Below are 15,689 nucleotides of genomic sequence, written 5' to 3' on the forward strand. Positions count from 1 at the left end.
AGACAGCAGTGGCAATCCCACAAGCATCGCCAGTCCAGTGCGAACAATGATCTTCTTCATGGATTAGACTTGAGAAAAATATCGATGCGTCGATTTTCAGCGGCGTTCGGGTCGCTCACATTTTTCGGCTGCCGATCAGCATATCCCTCGACACGCAGCACACGTTTCTCATCAAGCCCTCCACGGACCAGCATGTAATAAGCCATTTGTGCCCGTGCTGAAGAAAGCCGCCAGTTATCATAGCTCGCGCTCTTGAACGGTCGTGCATCGGTATGACCGCTGATAATGACCTCACCCGGCTGACGGGAGATCACCTGTGCAATGCGCTCGATTATGGCCACGACGCGTGCATCAGGCTTTGCAGAGCCAATTGTGAACATGCCAAAATCAATCTTGTCAGTCAGCTGGATCATCACGCCACCATCCACTGGCACGACGCTGACATCGGGCATCGGCTCAGTTTTCTGAGTGTCACCCTCCGCTTTTGATGTATCCCCGGTCGCTGCTTGCTTTAATTCGGCAATAAGCTCTTCCTGACTTTCTGCTGGCTTTTCTTCAACCTCTGCATCCGCTGTTTTTTCTGGCGGCGTGGCAGGTGTTGCTTCCGGCTGGGTCAGCGTTTCCGCAGCTTTGCTAGACCAATAATCAGGGCTAAACGGATCTCGATAAGCGTCACCGCCATCCGAGCCAGTTTGTGGTCCGGATTGCGCAATGCCGCCCTCGCCTTTGGCAGACTGATTTTGCAAAACACCCGTTTCATGGGCAAGTTCAGAAAGTACAGCGTAAGGTTCGCGGAACATCCGGCTTTCTTCCTGCTGGCTCACCGCATTTGACGAGGTTTCATTGATAACCTTCGTGCTATCATCCACCTTCTGGTCACTATCGAAACGCACACGGCCTTCCTGTTGGTCAACATCCTGCACGCCTTTCGGGCTGGAATGTCGATCCATCAGCTTAACCGGATTAAAATAGCTGGCGACAGCCGCCTTACTTTCCTCGTTAGCAGCATTGATAAGCCACATAACAAGAAAGAAGGCCATCATAGCCGTCATGAAGTCGGCATAGGCGATTTTCCAGACGCCACCATGATGTCCGTCATCATCGTCCCGATTACCGCGACGCACAATGATGATCTCGCGCTTAGTCTCCGGATCAATGCTCATCGGACGGTTGCCTTTAACTCTTCAAGAATTGGAGCAATACGTGTTTCAAGCACCCGTTCTCCAAATGAAAATGAAACTTCGCTGGATGTGTTCTCAATGAACTGGCAGCCATAAGGCAATAGATCGGCGTGGTGACGCAATGGTTCCAGCAAATGCACGGGACCATGAATTTCAGGCGCTTCGCCTTCGAGTGCAAGCTTACTAATGCGTCGCGCAAATTCCAGAACAGCATCTTGCTCGAGTTTCTCAGCATAAAGAAAACCAAGAATTTCTGACATTTGCTGCGATAAATTACGTTCAAGCAAAGTCATACCTTGCGTCAGCCCAACTGCCAGAAGGGTTGCTTGTTCACGAGAAAATCCGGCGCGCAGTGTTTCAATTTCAGCCTCATGCTCGCGCAGTAGGCGTGCCTTTTCCGCCGCATAAAGCGCTTCCGCCTCCCTGTGTCCGTCTTCACGCCCGCTCTCAAACGCCAAACGCTTTTCTTCCTCAAAAGCGAGGATCTGAGCAATTTCGGCCTGCTCATCTTTAAACGGCTTATCTGCGAGAGGTTTTGACGACAAATCAACGCGCGGGTCTGCAACCAACGGCGCCCTTGCAACCGGGGCCGCGATAATTTCAATCACCTCATCGTCGATATGATGTGTTGAAAAATCAGGCAAATAGCGGCTAAGCGCGAGCGTGTTCATCGTCAGGCTGCCTCAAGCTCCGGCATTGCGGCACGCCCTGTTTGACTGGCTTGCTGATGGGAAGATGTTTCATGAATCCACTGCTTGAGAACAGCTGCCACTCGTTCTTCATCCATTTCAATCATCTGCTCAAGGCGCAGCTTTGCAGGCATACGCATGCGCTGGCGCAGATCACTAAGGCTGCTCTTCATTTGATCGGCGTAGGCTTCTGGCCCACCAATGACAGCCTTTGTCGATTCAGAACTCACGAGATTATGCGTGTCGGCAAAAAAATTCGGGACTGCCACCTCGGCCGGCTCACGGATTGCAACTTCCGTTCCAGCCGGCTTAGCACTTGTTTCACGCAAAAGCGGACGAAGGCCAAACCAGATCAGCAATGCGACTGCACCGAGGATTGCAAGCGCATTCACATAGGACCCGCTTTGACGCAGCAGCGTATCTGACCATGGCGTTGAAACCGGCTCCATATCGGCACCGGAAGCATTCATGAAATTGACCGCCGTAACATTGATAACATCACCGCGATCCAGATTAAGCCCAGCTGCCGTGGCGACCAGATCGCGTATTTTTGTGATCTGCTGGTCAACAAAATCGGCTGGTGGCGGTGTTGTCCCAGCGGTTGCGAGCAAACGCGCCTGATCAATTACGACTGCAATCGAAAGCCGCTTGACGGAATAACCATCGCTGACTGTCGATACAGTCTTGGTGTTCATCTCGTAATTGGTGAGTTCCTCGCGGCGATCCGTCTTCTCAGTCGAACTTTCACCGTTGCGGCTCGCTATTTCCTCCTGCGGAATATTTTGCTCGACGCCAGCGGCATTATCACTACGTGAATTACGGTTATCGCCGCTTTCACGCACAACGCGCACTGAGCGCTCTACACGCGATTCAGGATCAAAGCTCGTTTCATTGGTCTGGCGACGGTCTGTATCAAGCGAAGCCTGAACGCTGGTCTGGAAATGACCAATGCCAAGATAGGGTGCCAACGCTTTGCGGATGCTTTCGTCGACATTGCCCGCAACCTGCTGTTCAAGCGAGGCGGTCATCAATGCTGCACCATTCGCGGCTTCACCCGCAGATGCGAGAAGACGTCCATTGGTATCGAGAACAGTTACATCCGATGCGGCAAGTGCCGGGACAGCCGCAGCCACGAGCTGGCGGATCGACTGTGCGGATTCGGCTGCAAAACCACCCTCCGCACGAATAACAACAGAAGCCGACGGCTTCTGATCACCACGGCGGAACGAACCTTTTTCTGCAAGAACAATATGAACACGTGCGGCCTTCACACCGCGAATAGCCTGAATGGTGCGGGCGATCTCGCCTTCAAGCGCCCGCACATGGGTAATTTCCTGCATAAATGACGTGAGGCCAAGAGACCCCATATTATCAAACAGTTCGTAACCGGCATTGTTCGACGTTGGCAGGCCTTTTTCAGCCAGATACATACGCGCCTGTTCAGCTTTGCCAATTGGCACCAGAATGGATGAGCCGTCCGATTTCACATCAAAGGCAATTCCCGCTTCGCCAAGCGCCAGACCCATACGGTTCACGTCATCACGCGAAAGGCCCACATAAAGCGTCTCATAGGAAGGGCGGCTGAGATAAAAGCTGGTGTAGAGGATCGTGCCCATCAGCGCAGCACCGACAAGTCCGAGCGCTATAAGTTTTCGCGCGCCAAGCTTGCCGAGCGTTCCCCTAAGCTGTTCGATCAATTGTTGGAAATTCTGCTGCATTCACACCACCGCCATCCTGATGAACGCAAAATAGATCGCGAAGCTTGCGCGAAAGTGGCGGCGGGAAATGCAGAGCCGCAAAAGAGAGGGGCGCGGAATAAATCCCGCGCCCCTGACTGTAAATTATATAGACGAGCTGATTAGCCGCGGAACAGCGACATGATCGACTGGCTCGACGAGTTAGCGATCGAGAGAGCCTGCACACCAAGCTGCTGCTGAACCTGAAGAGCCGACAAACGAGCCGATTCCTTGTTCATGTCAGCATCAACCAATGCGCCAACGCCCTTTTCCACCGAGTCAGAAAGCTTCGAAATGAAGCTCTTCTGGGTGTCGATACGTGCCTTAGCAGCACCAAGCGTAGCCGCACCAGTGGTGAGTTCCGACAGAGCCGTTTCAACTGCGTCAAGTGCAGTCTTGATGCCAGCGTCATCGACGCGTGTCGTCGAAGGATCGAAGAAGGTTGTGGCGACCAGACCACCAGCAATACCACCTGTACCGTCGGCAGCTGCAAAAACCTGTACGTCAGCAGCGGCAACGTCAACAGTGTCGATCGTTACAGTGGTGCCAGTACGGTTGTAAGATGCGACAACCTTAAGATCATCCGAACCATCAGTGTTCGCAGCACTTACGAGCAGGTTCGAGCCAGCGTAGTTCGCGTTGCTGGCCGACGACTTGATCTGCGACTGGATGGCTTTAAGTTCCGTTGCGACCTTCTGCTGGTCTTCAAGGCTTGCGCCCTGCGCGCTAACCAGAAGCGACTTCATCTTGTCAACCTGGTCCTTGATGTCGTTGATTGCAGTGTATGCAGTGTCAACCTTGCCAGCGCCGAGGCCGAGAGCGTCCTGAACAGCCGAGTTGGCCTTGTTATCGGACTTCATCGAAGTTGCGATCGACCAGTAAGAAGCGTTGTCAGCAGCTTCACCGATACGAAGGCCGGTCGAGATGCGGTTCTGCGTGGTTTCCAGCGACTTGTTGGTCGACGAAAGTGTCTGGAGAGCGGTCAGAGCCGACGAATTTGTAAGAATGCTAGACATCGTAGTGCCCCTTGTAAAAAAACAGGATGAGGGACAGGCCGGATTCAAAAATTACCGGCATGGTGGAGCGGCATCATGCCTGTCACCGCGAAACGCGCGGGACCCATCATGCCATCACTACTATGCGGCAATTGTTAACAGAATATTAATATGCTGGTCCGCATTTTAACGGATCGCGTATTTTCCCAAAAAAATGCTAGGAAAATGATCGTATCAGGCTTCCGACCAGAATATTCCAGCCATCAATCAACACGAAAAACAGGATTTTAAACGGCAGTGATATAACGGTTGGCGGCAGCATCATCATGCCCATCGACATGGTCAGCGTTGCCACAACAAGATCAATCACAAGAAACGGCAGCACAATCAGGAAGCCGATTTCAAACCCACGGCGTAATTCCGAGATCATGAAAGCCGGAACCAGCACGCGAAAATCAACAATACCATCCTCGCCCGTGCGGAATGAAGGTTCTGCAAGGTCTTCAAATAGCCGCAAGTCCTTGTCGCGGACCTGGCCCATCATGAAATCGCGAAACGGTGACGAAATTTCCTTGAACGCCACTTCCTGCGTAATTTCATTGCGCATCAGCGGCTCAACGCCATTGTTCCACGCCCGGTCAAAAACCGGTGCCATCACATAAAACGTCATGAAAAGCGCAAGCGAAATCATCACCATGCTGGCAGGGGCTGTTTGCAAGCCAAGGCCAGAACGCAATAGTGAGAACGCAATGGCAAAGCGCGTGAAGCTCGTCACCATAATCAGCAGGCCCGGCGCAATTGAAAGCACCGTAAGTAAGCCAAATAGCTGAACGATCTGACCGCTTGCAGCACCACTGCCCGCAGGCAACAGGTTTTCAAGTGACAAGCCCTGCTGAGCATGGGCCGAAACAGTAAAGACAAGCGTCAGGAGAGCGCCAAGACCAAGAGCTTTTTTCATTCAACGACCAATGTCGAAATAAAGATGCGCTCGACTGCGCCTTCGGATCGCAGACGCGCCCGTTCTTCAAGATCGGCGCGCAAATAGGCAAGACCTGCCGCGCCTTGCAATTGCATCAGATTAACACTGCGCAGGAATGCAACAAAATCATCACCGATACTGGCAGCCATGTCCGCCGGAATCTCACGACCAGGCTTAGCAACAAGCGATGCTTCAAGGCGCACCCATGTGTTTTGCGGGATGCCAAGATTGGTGACAATCGGCTGCAATGGCACCACAGTTCCAATGCTGCGCGATTCAAATTCGCCCTGCTTTGGCTTGTCTTCCTTGCCGCTGGCAGGTGCATTTGCCTTCTGTCCGGCAGAAATTATCTCTCCCAGATACCAGCCACCACCGCCCGCAATAGCAGTGAGTATCGCTACCGCAGCCAAAAGGCCCATCATAGACCCTTTTGACTTACTATCTTTCTGAGAGGAGGTGTCGCTCATGCTCATTGGCTTTAGAACGGAGAAATCTGGTCGAGAATTTGCTGACCATAAGGCGGCTGCTGAATTTCGCTCAAGCGTCCGCGACCACCGTAAGAAATGCGTGCCTCAGCGATCTTGTCATACGAGATCGTATTGGAACCCGAAATATCGCGCGGCCGCACAACCCCGACCACGTTGAGCACGCGCAATTCATTGTTCACGCGGACTTCCTGCGAACCGCGAATGATCAGGTTCCCGTTTGGAAGTGTGTCGGTGACAATGGCTGCGATCTGAAGACGAATATCCTCGCTGCGCTCAATCGTGCCCTTACCTTTAGAGGTACTGTTGGAACGTGTGTTGACCGAAGCATCCATTTCACCACCGCCAAAAGCGCCCGACAGGCTGCTGGTATCAAACGATGCGCCAGCGCCATAAAGACCTTTGGAAATGCGCTCGCGATCCGTCTTGTTATCCATATTGGCGCGATCATTGATCGAGATGATCACGGTCAGCACATCGCCGGGTTCCTGCGCGCGCGGATCTTTGAAAAAATTCGTCGAGCGCTGGTCCCATAGCGAATAGGACGCCTTGCTCGGTCGAACCGGATAGCCGCTATATTGCGGATTGTTCTGCACACCAAGATTAGCCGCAACAGGTGAAAGATCAGGCGCACGGCCAATCTCTTCCGGTTTAGTGGCACAACCGGCCACCAGAACCATCAGCAAAGCGGCAAACGGAGCTTTGTTCATGCTTGTTTTCATTGCACGCTACTCCCGTTTTCTGCCTGCGCGCGCTGCTCCCGTTTGGGCGGCGCTGCTACGGCAGTGCGCTGCGATCCAACAATAACGCGCGCAAGTTTAGCAGCCTTTTCTGGCGGCATTTCATTGAGGATAATGCTCGAAACACGCGGATTGAGCTTGAGGATCAATGCCGCCGCCGCTTCATCGCCAATCAGTGACATCTGCGCTGCCGCCGCATCCGGTTTCATTTTCGATATAATATCGACCAGCGAATCCTGCGCCTTGTTTACGAAGTCATCACGGCGCTTAAGCCACATTTCATACTCTTTGCGCTTTTCTTCCAGCGCAAGCATCCGCTTTTCAACGTCTGCCTTCAGTTCTGCAAGTTGCTTAGCTTGAAGCGCATAGCGTGCATCTGAAGCCTGATTATCGAGATTTCCGCAAAACTTGCGAATCTCATCAAGATTCCCGACAGGCGCAGATGCAAGTTGCTGGGTGATCGGAGCCTGCTGCTCAACAGGCTGCGGTGGCAGAGGTTGCTGTGCAAATGCTGCAAAAGCTGAGCCAAAAAGCAGCGTGATCGCAAAACCATAGCGGGTCAGATTTTTTTCCACCATCATTGCACCACCAATTCGGCATGAAGTGCACCCGACGTCTTAATCGCCTGAAGGATTGCTATGATGCCGTTTGGCTTCACACCCATCTGGTTGAGACCCTTCACGAGATTTTCGAGATTGGCTCCCGTCAGGATACCAATCTTAGCATCGGCCTGATTGACGGCGATTTCTGTGTTTGGCTCGACTTCTGTTTCGCCATAGCTGAACGGATCAGGCTGTACCACCATCGGTGTTTCCGTCACACGAACGGTCAGACTGCCATGGCTGATAGCGACTTTGGAGATACGCACTTTGTCACCGATAACCACGGTACCTGTGCGCTCATCGACCACAACGCGCGCAACTTCATCGGTTACAATCGGCAGACCTTCGAGTTCAGCAAGAAACCGAGCAGGCGGCACATTCTTCGGGCGTGTAATGCGGATGGTTTTGGAATCGCGCGCAAGGGCTACGCCGCGTCCATAACGACGCTTTGCAAAAATATTGATCGTGTCAGCCGTGCGCACCGCGGTCGTAAAGTCCGCATCGCGCAGTTCAACAATCATTTCGGCATCCTTGCCGAAATTGCCTGCGACCTCGCGTTCAACCAGCGCACCATTCGGAATACGACCCGATGTCGGCACACCCTGAACAACGCTTGCTGCCTGACCTTCCGCAGAAAAGCCGGAGACAATCATACTGCCCTGAGCGACCGCATAGACCTGATTGTCAGCACCCTGCAACGGCGTCATCACCAGCGTACCGCCCTGAAGCGAGGTCGCATCACCGAGCGAAGATACTGTCACATCAATGCGTGATCCGGCACCGGAGAACGGCGGCAGATTGGCGGTCACAATCACCGCAGCCGTGTTCTTGGCGCGTGTGGAGTTGCGTGGTGCGTTGATGCCAAGATTTTCGAGCATGGCGCGCATCGACTGCTCAGTGAAAGGCGAGTTGCGCAGGCTGTCGCCCGTGCCATTCAGGCCAATAACCAGACCATAGCCTACGAGCTGGTTTTCACGAACGCCTTGAATAGTGGCGATATCTTTCAGGCGTGCAACCGCACTGCCTCGGCCAAGATCGGCATAGGCCATCTTCGATGGATCGCCACCCGAGCCAAGCCAATCCGCATCCGCGTCAACCGCAGAGCCAAATTCACGCGCATTTTTAGAGGCTTCATCGGCAAATACACTCATTGGCTGAACCAAGAGTGTGAGGCAGGCAATCAGTGTGGTGACGTATTTTCTCACTGCATCCCCACTTGAATCCGACCATCTGCAAGCACGGTTCCCGATACAATCAGGCCGCTATCGGCATTGCGAATTTTAATGAAGTCGCCAACAGCACCCGATTCGAGCGGCGTGCCGGTTGCTGTAATGGTCAGCGGGCCGGATGTGAAAACCATCAAGGCTGGTACGCCGCGCGTAACCAGCGACGGCTCTGACAGAGCCGCAATCAAAATAGGCTTGCCGGAAATCAGGGTTCTGCGAGCAACCTTGCCAGTGACTTGCTCAGGCGAGAGCACATATTGTCTGGCGGCAGGCGGACTGATGTAGAATTTCTTCTCCACAAGCGAAACATCGCTTACAACCTGACCGGGATAGACGGTTGTTGACGGCACGAAGAAAGCCATGCGTTCGGCAGCGTTGGCAACCGGAGCGCTCAATATCACAAAAGCGGCGAGGATTGCCGCGCTTGTGTTTCGAATAGCTTGCTTCACGCGCATCATCATCCCACTCACCATCAGCGCATATTCTTGGACACAGTTGCAGCCATTTCGTCCGCAGCCTGAATGACTTTTGAGTTCATTTCATAGGCGCGCTGAGCCGAAATCAGATCGGTGATTTCCTTCACCGGATCGACGTTAGATGCTTCCAGATAACCTTGTTTGACGGTGCCAAAGCCCGGGTCGCCGGGGCTGCCCGCAATCGGTCCGCCCGATGCTTCGGTCTCACGATAGAGATTGCCGCCAAGTGGCTCAAGTCCTGCTTCATTGGTGAAGTTAGCCAGTGCTAAACGACCAATTGCCGGTCCGATTTCAATGCCAGCATTTCCCTGAACCTTGGCAAAAATCTCGCCGGAATCATTGACCACGACTTCAATCGTATTGGCCGGAATGGTAATATCAGGCTGAACGAGATTGCCGTCCATCGTGACCATCTGGCCATCAGCATTTGTATTGAATGCACCCGCGCGCGTATAAAGCGTTTCGCCGGTCGGGCTTTGGATCTGAAACCAGCCTTTACCCGTCAGCGCCAGATCAAGTGGATTGCCTGTCTGGTTGAAGCTGCCCTGCATATGCACATTTCGCACCGCAGCCGTCTGAACGCCAAGACCAACCAGCGCGCCTTCTGGCACAACCGCCTGATTGGCCTGACTGGGAACACCGGCAGAGCGCTCAGCCTGATAAAGCAGATCAGAAAATTCGGCGCGCGCACGCTTAAAACCAGTCGTGTTGATATTGGCAATATTATTGGCAATCACTTCCAGATTAAGCTGCTGGGCATTCATGCCTGTTGCTGCAATCGTCAGGGCTTTCATAGCGCGTCCTTAACTCCGTTATGCTGATCTGATCAGGCTCTGATCAAATTGGCATGCGGTTGATTTCGAGATAGGCCTGTACGATCTTGTCGCGGATCGCGATTGCTGTTTGCAGCGAGCGCTCCGCTTCCATAACCGAGTTTACAACGTCGCTCACAGGTGCATCACCTTTGATGCCCTGAATCGAGGTTGCTTCTGCTGCCTGTAATTTCTGACCGACTGAGTCCGTCATCTGCGAAAGCACATCACCAAAAGATGCACCCGGCGCGGTTGGGACAGCTTGCGGAGCCTGCGTGGAACCGACATTATTCTGCGCAACCGTTTCAGTGAGGCGCGACAGAGCATTGCGTGCCGAAATGCTCATGATTGAGTCGTACATTATGTGTTCCTCATCAGATCGATGGTCATTGAGATCAATTCACGCGCCTGCTTGACGACTTGTAGATTGGCTTCATATGAACGGTTTGCTTCACGCATATCCGCCATTTCGACGACCATATTGACGTTAGGGTATTGGACATAGCCACGTGCATCCGCCGCCGGATGGCTTGGATCATATTGCTCAACAAAGGGCGAAATATCGTGACCGATTTCGGTTACGCGAACCTGCGCCGCACCCGTCGTCTGTTCCAGCTCCGTGCGAAACGAAACTGTTTTACGGCGGTATGGGTCAGCATCGGCGGTCTTTGCCGTTGATTGTGCATTCGCAATATTTTCGGAAACAATGCGCAGTCGGGTCGACTGTGCCGACAGACCGGAGGCGGCAATCTTTAACGTATTTTGCAAAGCGTCAGATGACATGGATTATCCCTTTGCAACCGACAGCATCATGCGATGAAACGCTTTGACGATGCTTGTGTTGAGCGAATAATCCCGCGAGATTTCACCGGCCTTCATCATTTCCTGCTCAACATCAACGGTGTTGCCGGAATGGGTCTGCTCAGTGATGCTTTCAGGACGCAAACGCGCGCCAGCGATGCCGTTGGCTTCGACTTCCAAATGCTGTGCATTGGTTGCAGCCATAGTGAGCTGGGTTTTGCTCAGCACATCCGCGAAAGGCTGGACATCGCGCGCTCGAAAATCCGGAGTATTGGCGTTAGCAACATTTCCAGCAACCGTTGCCTGTCTTACTGACAACCATTGTGCCTGCCTTGCCGCCAAATCTAGCAGATGGATTGAGCTCATGATATTTCCCGCGAGTGTCCCGCATTTACCTTCGATTAACTTAAAGGTCGGAACTTGCGTCAAGCTTGCGCTGAGTAAACTTTAAAAAGATATCCTCTATCGACGCATATCAATCACGCCGCCTGTAGACGTCGTGAGCTGCCAATTGCCGCCGCTCTGGCCGCGCCGGATCGAAACAAGACGGCTCCCATCGGGTAAAAGCGAGCCTTTTTCCACAAACCAATAGCCTGATATGTCCTCGATCATTGCCATACTGCCAACAACTTCGCGTAACGCGAAAACTGGCTTTGGCAATGGCTTGCCCTCACTGCTTCCCTCACCGCCCTGCCCATCAGTAGCGCCCGGCAATCCCTTACCATTCGACATAATCGAACCGGTTTTCATCGTGTCGATGCCCTCATTTGACGCCGCTTCTTCATTTGGGCGAAATGAGGGAAAATGACGAACCGTCTTTTGATCCGTTCTGTTGAGAGGATCGGTAATCTTGGTATCATTCTTCTTTGAAAGACTAAGATCGACACGCTGCAAATAAGTAACCACCGGAAGCATGGCACAGACCACCGCAAGGGCGATTGCACTGACTTTCAGATAGTGGTCCACCTGACTTTGCGGCTTCTTCTCAGTATTTTGCAAGGTCGCAGCTTCCACCTCAGCGGCAAGCTTGGCCAGAACCTGATCCTCTTTATTTTTGTTAAAGCCCTTCATAGCGCCTTATGCCTGCTTCTCGCCGCGCAAAGCAGCGGCAAGGTCTAAATATGGATCATCGGATACGTTTGTTTCTGGCGATTGTTGCAGCGCTTCGTAAACTCTCGGCACCAGATCAACAGCCTGATCAAGCAGGCCGTCATTGCCTTTTTGATAAGCGCCAATCGCGCGAAGATCGCGGGTTTCCTCAAACCGCGCTACCATCGCCCGCAATTGACCTGCAAGCTTGCGCTGGTCGGCAGACCAGTTGTGCTTTGCAAGGCGCGACACCGACGCAGGAATATCGACCGCTGGAAAGCGACCCTGCGCTGCAATAGCCCGGTCAAGCACGATATGGCCATCGAGCGTGCCGCGAATGGTATCGGACACCGGATCATTATGATCATCGCCATCCACCAGCACCGAATAAATGCCGGTTATGCTCCCACCCGCATCGCTCACGCCGGGACCAGCGCGCTCGAGCAGGCGTGGCAACTGACTAAATACGCTTGGCGGATAACCACGCGAAACGGGCGGCTCTTCAGCCGCAATTGCCACCTCACGCGCTGCATGCGCAAAGCGTGTGACGGAATCGACAATCAACAGCACATTCTGACCAAGGTCACGAAAATATTCGGCAATTGCCGTTGCGGTATTGGGTGCAAGTCGACGCATCATTGGGCTTTCATCGCCCGTTGCAACAACCGTTACAGTCTTATCGAGATGCCCGGCCATTGTTTCTTCGAGCATCTCGCGCACTTCGCGACCGCGCTCACCGGTTAGTGCCAGTACTACCGTGTCAAAATCCGCAGCACGCGTCATCATAGCGAGCAGCGTGGATTTACCCACACCTGAACCCGCAAAAATGCCAATACGCTGGCCAAAACAAAGCGGTGTGAAAATATCAATGACATTGACGCCGGTCCGAAGACCACGATCCACACGCGAACGGCGCAAGGCTGCCGGTGCCAGATTTTCGCAAGCCATCGCGTGAGCACCGGGCTGCATAGCCCCTTTTCCATCAACCGCTTCGCCAAGGGCGTTGATCACCCGCCCCCGCCATTCTGGCGAAGGACAAATACGCAGCGGCCCTTCCTCGAAAACAGCTGCTCCCAAAGCAGGTATGATCCGATCATCGAAGGGCTTTACCAGCACTTGACGATCCGCCACGCGAATGATTTCTGCGCGGCTTTGACCGCTATCTGCACGAATGGCAACCACATCACCAAGGTGCGCTTTTCGTGAGAGTCCACGAACCGCAATCGCAGAACGCGACACATCGCTCACCGTACCACCAAGACCGGTAAGTGGTCTCGGTGCAAATGCCTGCTGGCGAACTAAAGCAGCAAGACGTGTGAGCGGCAGATCAGCTATCATCCGTTTTTGGAGCCCAGTGTTTTAATCGCTTCAGCGACGGTGCGTTCTTGCTGGCTCAACAGATTATTGACCTGCTCAAAAGCACGGCTGACACTGATTAATCGAGTCATTTCGGACATGGCATCGACATTGGAGCCTTCAATCATACCCTGCACCAGTCCCACACTGTTACTATCAACAACCGGAACAGCTGGCTTATCTGAAACGACGCCGGAATTGCCCGCATATTTCAGTTCAGCATCTTTAGGAATAGAATAGAGACCAATCTGGCCGATTTGCGCGCCATTCTGATAGATAGCGCCATCGCTTGAAATCTTTGGAGCACCGGCATTCGCGTCGAGCATAATGGGCGCGCCGCCCACATCGAGAACAGCGTTACCCATCACTGAAACGAGTTCGCCCGTCGCCATCATTTTCATGCGACCGTCGCGCGTGTAGACCTGGCCTTGCGGGGTAGAAAGCGCCATCCAGACGTCGCCTTTTACGGCAACATCAAGTGGGTTATCGGTCTTAATCATTGGACCGGCTTCGGTGCGAATATAGCTTTTACCCGCACTTGCAAAACTCACCGCATCATTGGTCTTGCCTGAAACGATCGATTCAAACTTGGTGCCCGCGCCGCGAAAGCCAACAGTAGAGACGTTGGCGACATTATGCGCGATAGCATCCATGCGCCGCTCAAGCGTAACCAGCGAAGACAAGCCAACATAGATCGAGTTATTCTGCATCGGTCAGCGTCCGCCCGGCCTAAAATTTTGCAAGGTGCTTAAAATATCCATCGAAATGCCAACCGATGATGTTCCCCCCAATAGCAGCGAAGCGATCGATGCGGGCGAACTGCTGGTCGGGTTGTTCATTTCATACATAGCCGTGAAACGGGAAATGAACTTTGACACATAATCGGGATCAGACATCTTATCGAAATCGATCCGCTCTTCGATCATCTTTGCCTGTTTATCGATATCCGCATTAGACATAGAAGCAGGCCAGCCAAAAGTTGCCTGCACCATCGACAACAATGCTTTATCGCCAAGGATTTCATAGGCATTGGTCAGGGTCGATGCTTTGCGCTCAAAATACAACGCCAAACGCACGCCTTCGTTCTGGCTACCAGCGTCGCTCTCAAGCGTCTGGCGCATATATTTATCAATGACGCCCTGCTGTGCGGCAGTAGCTTCAGTCGCCTTGTCGCCCTTAGCGGCAAAATCAAAGGTAGTCGCAAATTCCTTGTAGCGCTTATCGGTTAGCTTGTTGGCCATGGCATCATCACTGACAACACCTTCGGTCAGGATTTTGCGAACGAAGGCCTTAGCATAAGCCATATCTTCAAGGCCGTAAGCCTTCATCGCATAATTGAACAATCGTGTATCCGACATGAAATCATCAATCGATTTCACATTGCCAATGTTCTCTTTGTAGTAGGCGGTTTCGCGCTCAACCACAGGTTCTTTCGATACGCGCTGCAATGACCGCGTCATGTCAGACGCTATCAGACGATAACTTGTCATCGTATCGACCATTGGCAAAGACCCCCTGCTGGTGTTTGGCTCTTTATGAAAGCTCAAGCTTGTCCGAAGCTGATTTCACACCGTGCCTGATGGCAAGCTTCGCGCAAGGCGACGACCATAGAGTGCATTTAAAGAAATTTTATTTTGGGGTTTTAAGCTTTGGGTATTCTCATCGGCCTTGCCATCACACTCGGTTGTATGCTGGGCGGCTTTATCGCTATGGGCGGTCACGTCAGTGTGCTTATCCAGCCGTGGGAATTCGTCATCATTCTGGGTGCTGCTCTTGGCACGTTCTTCGTCGCCAATCCTTTATCGCTGGTAAAGGACACAGGCCGTGCCTGTATGGAAGCATTTACCAATAAAGTCCCAAAACAACGCGATTATCTCGACGTTCTTGGTGTGCTCTATAGCCTGATGCGCGAACTGCGCGCTAAATCGCGCAATGAAGTTGAGGTTCATATCGACAACCCAAAAGAATCTCCCATTTTTCAGGCTTACCCCAGCATCATGAAAAATGAAGATCTGATGCATTTCATCTGCGACTATTGCCGTCTGATCATCGTCGGAAATGTTCGTCCGCATGAAATCGAAGCTCTTATGGACGAAGAAATTCACACAATCTCCCGCGACCGCCTCAAGCCCTATCAGGCAATGGTCAGCATTTCCGAAGCGCTGCCAGCTCTTGGTATTGTTGCCGCTGTTCTGGGTGTTATCAAGGCCATGGGCGCGCTCAACCAGTCGCCAGAAGTGCTTGGCGGTCTGATTGGTGCCGCACTTGTTGGTACATTTGCCGGTATCTTCTTTTCTTATGGCGTCGTCACGCCGATTGCTACGAAAATCAAAATGACGCGCGAGAAGAACAATCGGCTCTATGTTGTCGTGAAGCAAACCCTTCTGGCCTACATGAACGGTTCGCTGCCACAAATTGCTCTGGAATATGGTCGCAAGACAATTTCGGCCTATGAGCGTCCAAGCATTGATGTAGTTGAACAAGAAACAATGTCGAGCACACCGCTCCAGCAGGCGGCGTGA

The 15,689-nt window shown here is 52.8% G+C and carries 19 protein-coding genes; 1 reads left to right on the top strand and 18 read right to left on the bottom strand.

Features of this window, described 5'->3' with window-relative positions; all coding sequences use genetic code 11:
- Positions 1-56 precede the first annotated feature (56 nt).
- The 18 genes from WH356_RS17235 to WH356_RS17320 all read right to left on the bottom strand — a co-directional run bounded on the left by WH356_RS17235 (position 57) and on the right by WH356_RS17320 (position 14,669).
- Positions 57-1,163, bottom strand: a complete 1,107-nt coding sequence (locus WH356_RS17235) for a flagellar motor protein MotB (protein WP_339512987.1) — start codon at positions 1,161-1,163, stop codon at positions 57-59.
- A complete protein-coding gene (locus WH356_RS17240; RefSeq protein WP_339512989.1) occupies positions 1,160-1,852 on the bottom strand; it encodes a hypothetical protein in 693 nt (230 codons plus the stop codon). Before WH356_RS17240 ends, WH356_RS17235 begins: the two co-directional genes overlap by 4 nt.
- A 2-nt stretch (positions 1,853-1,854) precedes the next feature.
- On the bottom strand, positions 1,855-3,588 hold the full coding sequence (gene fliF, locus WH356_RS17245; RefSeq protein ID WP_339512991.1) for a flagellar basal-body MS-ring/collar protein FliF: 1,734 nt from the start codon (positions 3,586-3,588) through the stop codon (positions 1,855-1,857).
- A gap of 140 nt (positions 3,589-3,728) precedes the next feature.
- Positions 3,729-4,622, bottom strand: coding sequence for a flagellin N-terminal helical domain-containing protein (locus tag WH356_RS17250; RefSeq protein ID WP_339512993.1), 894 nt, complete (start codon positions 4,620-4,622; stop codon positions 3,729-3,731).
- A 196-nt stretch (positions 4,623-4,818) separates the two neighbouring features.
- Positions 4,819-5,559 carry a flagellar type III secretion system pore protein FliP gene (fliP, locus tag WH356_RS17255; RefSeq protein ID WP_339512995.1) on the bottom strand — a complete coding sequence of 247 codons (741 nt, stop codon included), beginning with the start codon at positions 5,557-5,559 and terminating at the stop codon, positions 4,819-4,821.
- On the bottom strand, positions 5,556-6,047 hold the full coding sequence (locus WH356_RS17260; protein WP_339512997.1) for a flagellar basal body-associated FliL family protein: 492 nt from the start codon (positions 6,045-6,047) through the stop codon (positions 5,556-5,558). The genes fliP and WH356_RS17260 overlap by 4 nt, the downstream gene beginning before the upstream one ends.
- An 11-nt stretch (positions 6,048-6,058) precedes the next feature.
- Positions 6,059-6,787, bottom strand: coding sequence for a flagellar basal body L-ring protein FlgH (gene flgH / locus WH356_RS17265; protein ID WP_339512999.1), 729 nt, complete (start codon positions 6,785-6,787; stop codon positions 6,059-6,061).
- A complete protein-coding gene (locus WH356_RS17270; protein WP_339513001.1) occupies positions 6,784-7,386 on the bottom strand; it encodes a MotE family protein in 603 nt (200 codons plus the stop codon). The genes flgH and WH356_RS17270 overlap by 4 nt, the downstream gene beginning before the upstream one ends.
- Complete coding sequence (locus WH356_RS17275; RefSeq protein WP_339513088.1) at positions 7,383-8,558, bottom strand: flagellar basal body P-ring protein FlgI; 1,176 nt, start codon at positions 8,556-8,558, stop codon at positions 7,383-7,385. Before WH356_RS17275 ends, WH356_RS17270 begins: the two co-directional genes overlap by 4 nt.
- A 50-nt stretch (positions 8,559-8,608) precedes the next feature.
- The gene (flgA, locus tag WH356_RS17280) at positions 8,609-9,091 is read right to left on the bottom strand and encodes a flagellar basal body P-ring formation chaperone FlgA (RefSeq protein WP_421565701.1); all 483 of its coding nucleotides are present in this window, start codon (positions 9,089-9,091) and stop codon (positions 8,609-8,611) included.
- A 14-nt stretch (positions 9,092-9,105) separates the two neighbouring features.
- Positions 9,106-9,903: a flagellar basal-body rod protein FlgG gene (gene flgG, locus WH356_RS17285; RefSeq protein WP_339513003.1), complete on the bottom strand. Its 798-nt coding sequence runs from the start codon at positions 9,901-9,903 to the stop codon at positions 9,106-9,108.
- Positions 9,904-9,946: 43 nt separating this feature from the next.
- The gene (locus WH356_RS17290; protein ID WP_339513004.1) at positions 9,947-10,282 is read right to left on the bottom strand and encodes a flagellar hook-basal body complex protein FliE; all 336 of its coding nucleotides are present in this window, start codon (positions 10,280-10,282) and stop codon (positions 9,947-9,949) included.
- The gene (gene flgC / locus WH356_RS17295; RefSeq protein ID WP_310013654.1) at positions 10,282-10,704 is read right to left on the bottom strand and encodes a flagellar basal body rod protein FlgC; all 423 of its coding nucleotides are present in this window, start codon (positions 10,702-10,704) and stop codon (positions 10,282-10,284) included. The genes WH356_RS17290 and flgC overlap by 1 nt, the downstream gene beginning before the upstream one ends.
- Before the next feature lie 3 nt (positions 10,705-10,707).
- Entirely contained in the window at positions 10,708-11,088 is a 381-nt protein-coding gene (gene flgB, locus WH356_RS17300; protein WP_339513007.1) for a flagellar basal body rod protein FlgB, read from the bottom strand.
- 96 nt (positions 11,089-11,184) lie between these two features.
- Entirely contained in the window at positions 11,185-11,793 is a 609-nt protein-coding gene (locus tag WH356_RS17305) for a hypothetical protein (protein WP_339513009.1), read from the bottom strand.
- Positions 11,794-11,799: 6 nt separating this feature from the next.
- Positions 11,800-13,149, bottom strand: a complete 1,350-nt coding sequence (gene fliI, locus WH356_RS17310; protein ID WP_339513011.1) for a flagellar protein export ATPase FliI — start codon at positions 13,147-13,149, stop codon at positions 11,800-11,802.
- Entirely contained in the window at positions 13,146-13,877 is a 732-nt protein-coding gene (gene flgF / locus WH356_RS17315; protein WP_339513013.1) for a flagellar basal-body rod protein FlgF, read from the bottom strand. Before flgF ends, fliI begins: the two co-directional genes overlap by 4 nt.
- Positions 13,878-13,880: 3 nt before the next feature.
- Positions 13,881-14,669 (bottom strand): DUF1217 domain-containing protein, encoded by a 789-nt coding sequence (locus tag WH356_RS17320; RefSeq protein ID WP_339513015.1) that lies wholly within the window; start codon positions 14,667-14,669, stop codon positions 13,881-13,883.
- Positions 14,670-14,816: 147 nt separating this feature from the next.
- On the opposite strand from WH356_RS17320, the gene motA reads away from it, so the two are divergent.
- A complete protein-coding gene (gene motA / locus WH356_RS17325) occupies positions 14,817-15,689 on the top strand; it encodes a flagellar motor stator protein MotA (protein ID WP_339513016.1) in 873 nt (290 codons plus the stop codon).

Source organism: Ochrobactrum sp. MYb379 (assembly GCF_037479515.1).
Taxonomy (GTDB): domain Bacteria; phylum Pseudomonadota; class Alphaproteobacteria; order Rhizobiales; family Rhizobiaceae; genus Brucella.

Coding starts and splice junctions, on each gene's coding strand:
- WH356_RS17235 (WP_339512987.1), bottom strand. CDS start 1,163: ATGAGCATTGATCCGGAGACTAAGCGCGAGATCATCATTGTGCGTCGC.
- WH356_RS17240 (WP_339512989.1), bottom strand. CDS start 1,852: ATGAACACGCTCGCGCTTAGCCGCTATTTGCCTGATTTTTCAACACAT.
- fliF (WP_339512991.1), bottom strand. CDS start 3,588: ATGCAGCAGAATTTCCAACAATTGATCGAACAGCTTAGGGGAACGCTC.
- WH356_RS17250 (WP_339512993.1), bottom strand. CDS start 4,622: ATGTCTAGCATTCTTACAAATTCGTCGGCTCTGACCGCTCTCCAGACA.
- fliP (WP_339512995.1), bottom strand. CDS start 5,559: ATGAAAAAAGCTCTTGGTCTTGGCGCTCTCCTGACGCTTGTCTTTACT.
- WH356_RS17260 (WP_339512997.1), bottom strand. CDS start 6,047: ATGAGCGACACCTCCTCTCAGAAAGATAGTAAGTCAAAAGGGTCTATG.
- flgH (WP_339512999.1), bottom strand. CDS start 6,787: ATGAAAACAAGCATGAACAAAGCTCCGTTTGCCGCTTTGCTGATGGTT.
- WH356_RS17270 (WP_339513001.1), bottom strand. CDS start 7,386: ATGATGGTGGAAAAAAATCTGACCCGCTATGGTTTTGCGATCACGCTG.
- WH356_RS17275 (WP_339513088.1), bottom strand. CDS start 8,558: ATGAGTGTATTTGCCGATGAAGCCTCTAAAAATGCGCGTGAATTTGGC.
- flgA (WP_421565701.1), bottom strand. CDS start 9,091: ATGATGCGCGTGAAGCAAGCTATTCGAAACACAAGCGCGGCAATCCTC.
- flgG (WP_339513003.1), bottom strand. CDS start 9,903: ATGAAAGCCCTGACGATTGCAGCAACAGGCATGAATGCCCAGCAGCTT.
- WH356_RS17290 (WP_339513004.1), bottom strand. CDS start 10,282: ATGTACGACTCAATCATGAGCATTTCGGCACGCAATGCTCTGTCGCGC.
- flgC (WP_310013654.1), bottom strand. CDS start 10,704: ATGTCATCTGACGCTTTGCAAAATACGTTAAAGATTGCCGCCTCCGGT.
- flgB (WP_339513007.1), bottom strand. CDS start 11,088: ATGAGCTCAATCCATCTGCTAGATTTGGCGGCAAGGCAGGCACAATGG.
- WH356_RS17305 (WP_339513009.1), bottom strand. CDS start 11,793: ATGAAGGGCTTTAACAAAAATAAAGAGGATCAGGTTCTGGCCAAGCTT.
- fliI (WP_339513011.1), bottom strand. CDS start 13,149: ATGATAGCTGATCTGCCGCTCACACGTCTTGCTGCTTTAGTTCGCCAG.
- flgF (WP_339513013.1), bottom strand. CDS start 13,877: ATGCAGAATAACTCGATCTATGTTGGCTTGTCTTCGCTGGTTACGCTT.
- WH356_RS17320 (WP_339513015.1), bottom strand. CDS start 14,669: ATGGTCGATACGATGACAAGTTATCGTCTGATAGCGTCTGACATGACG.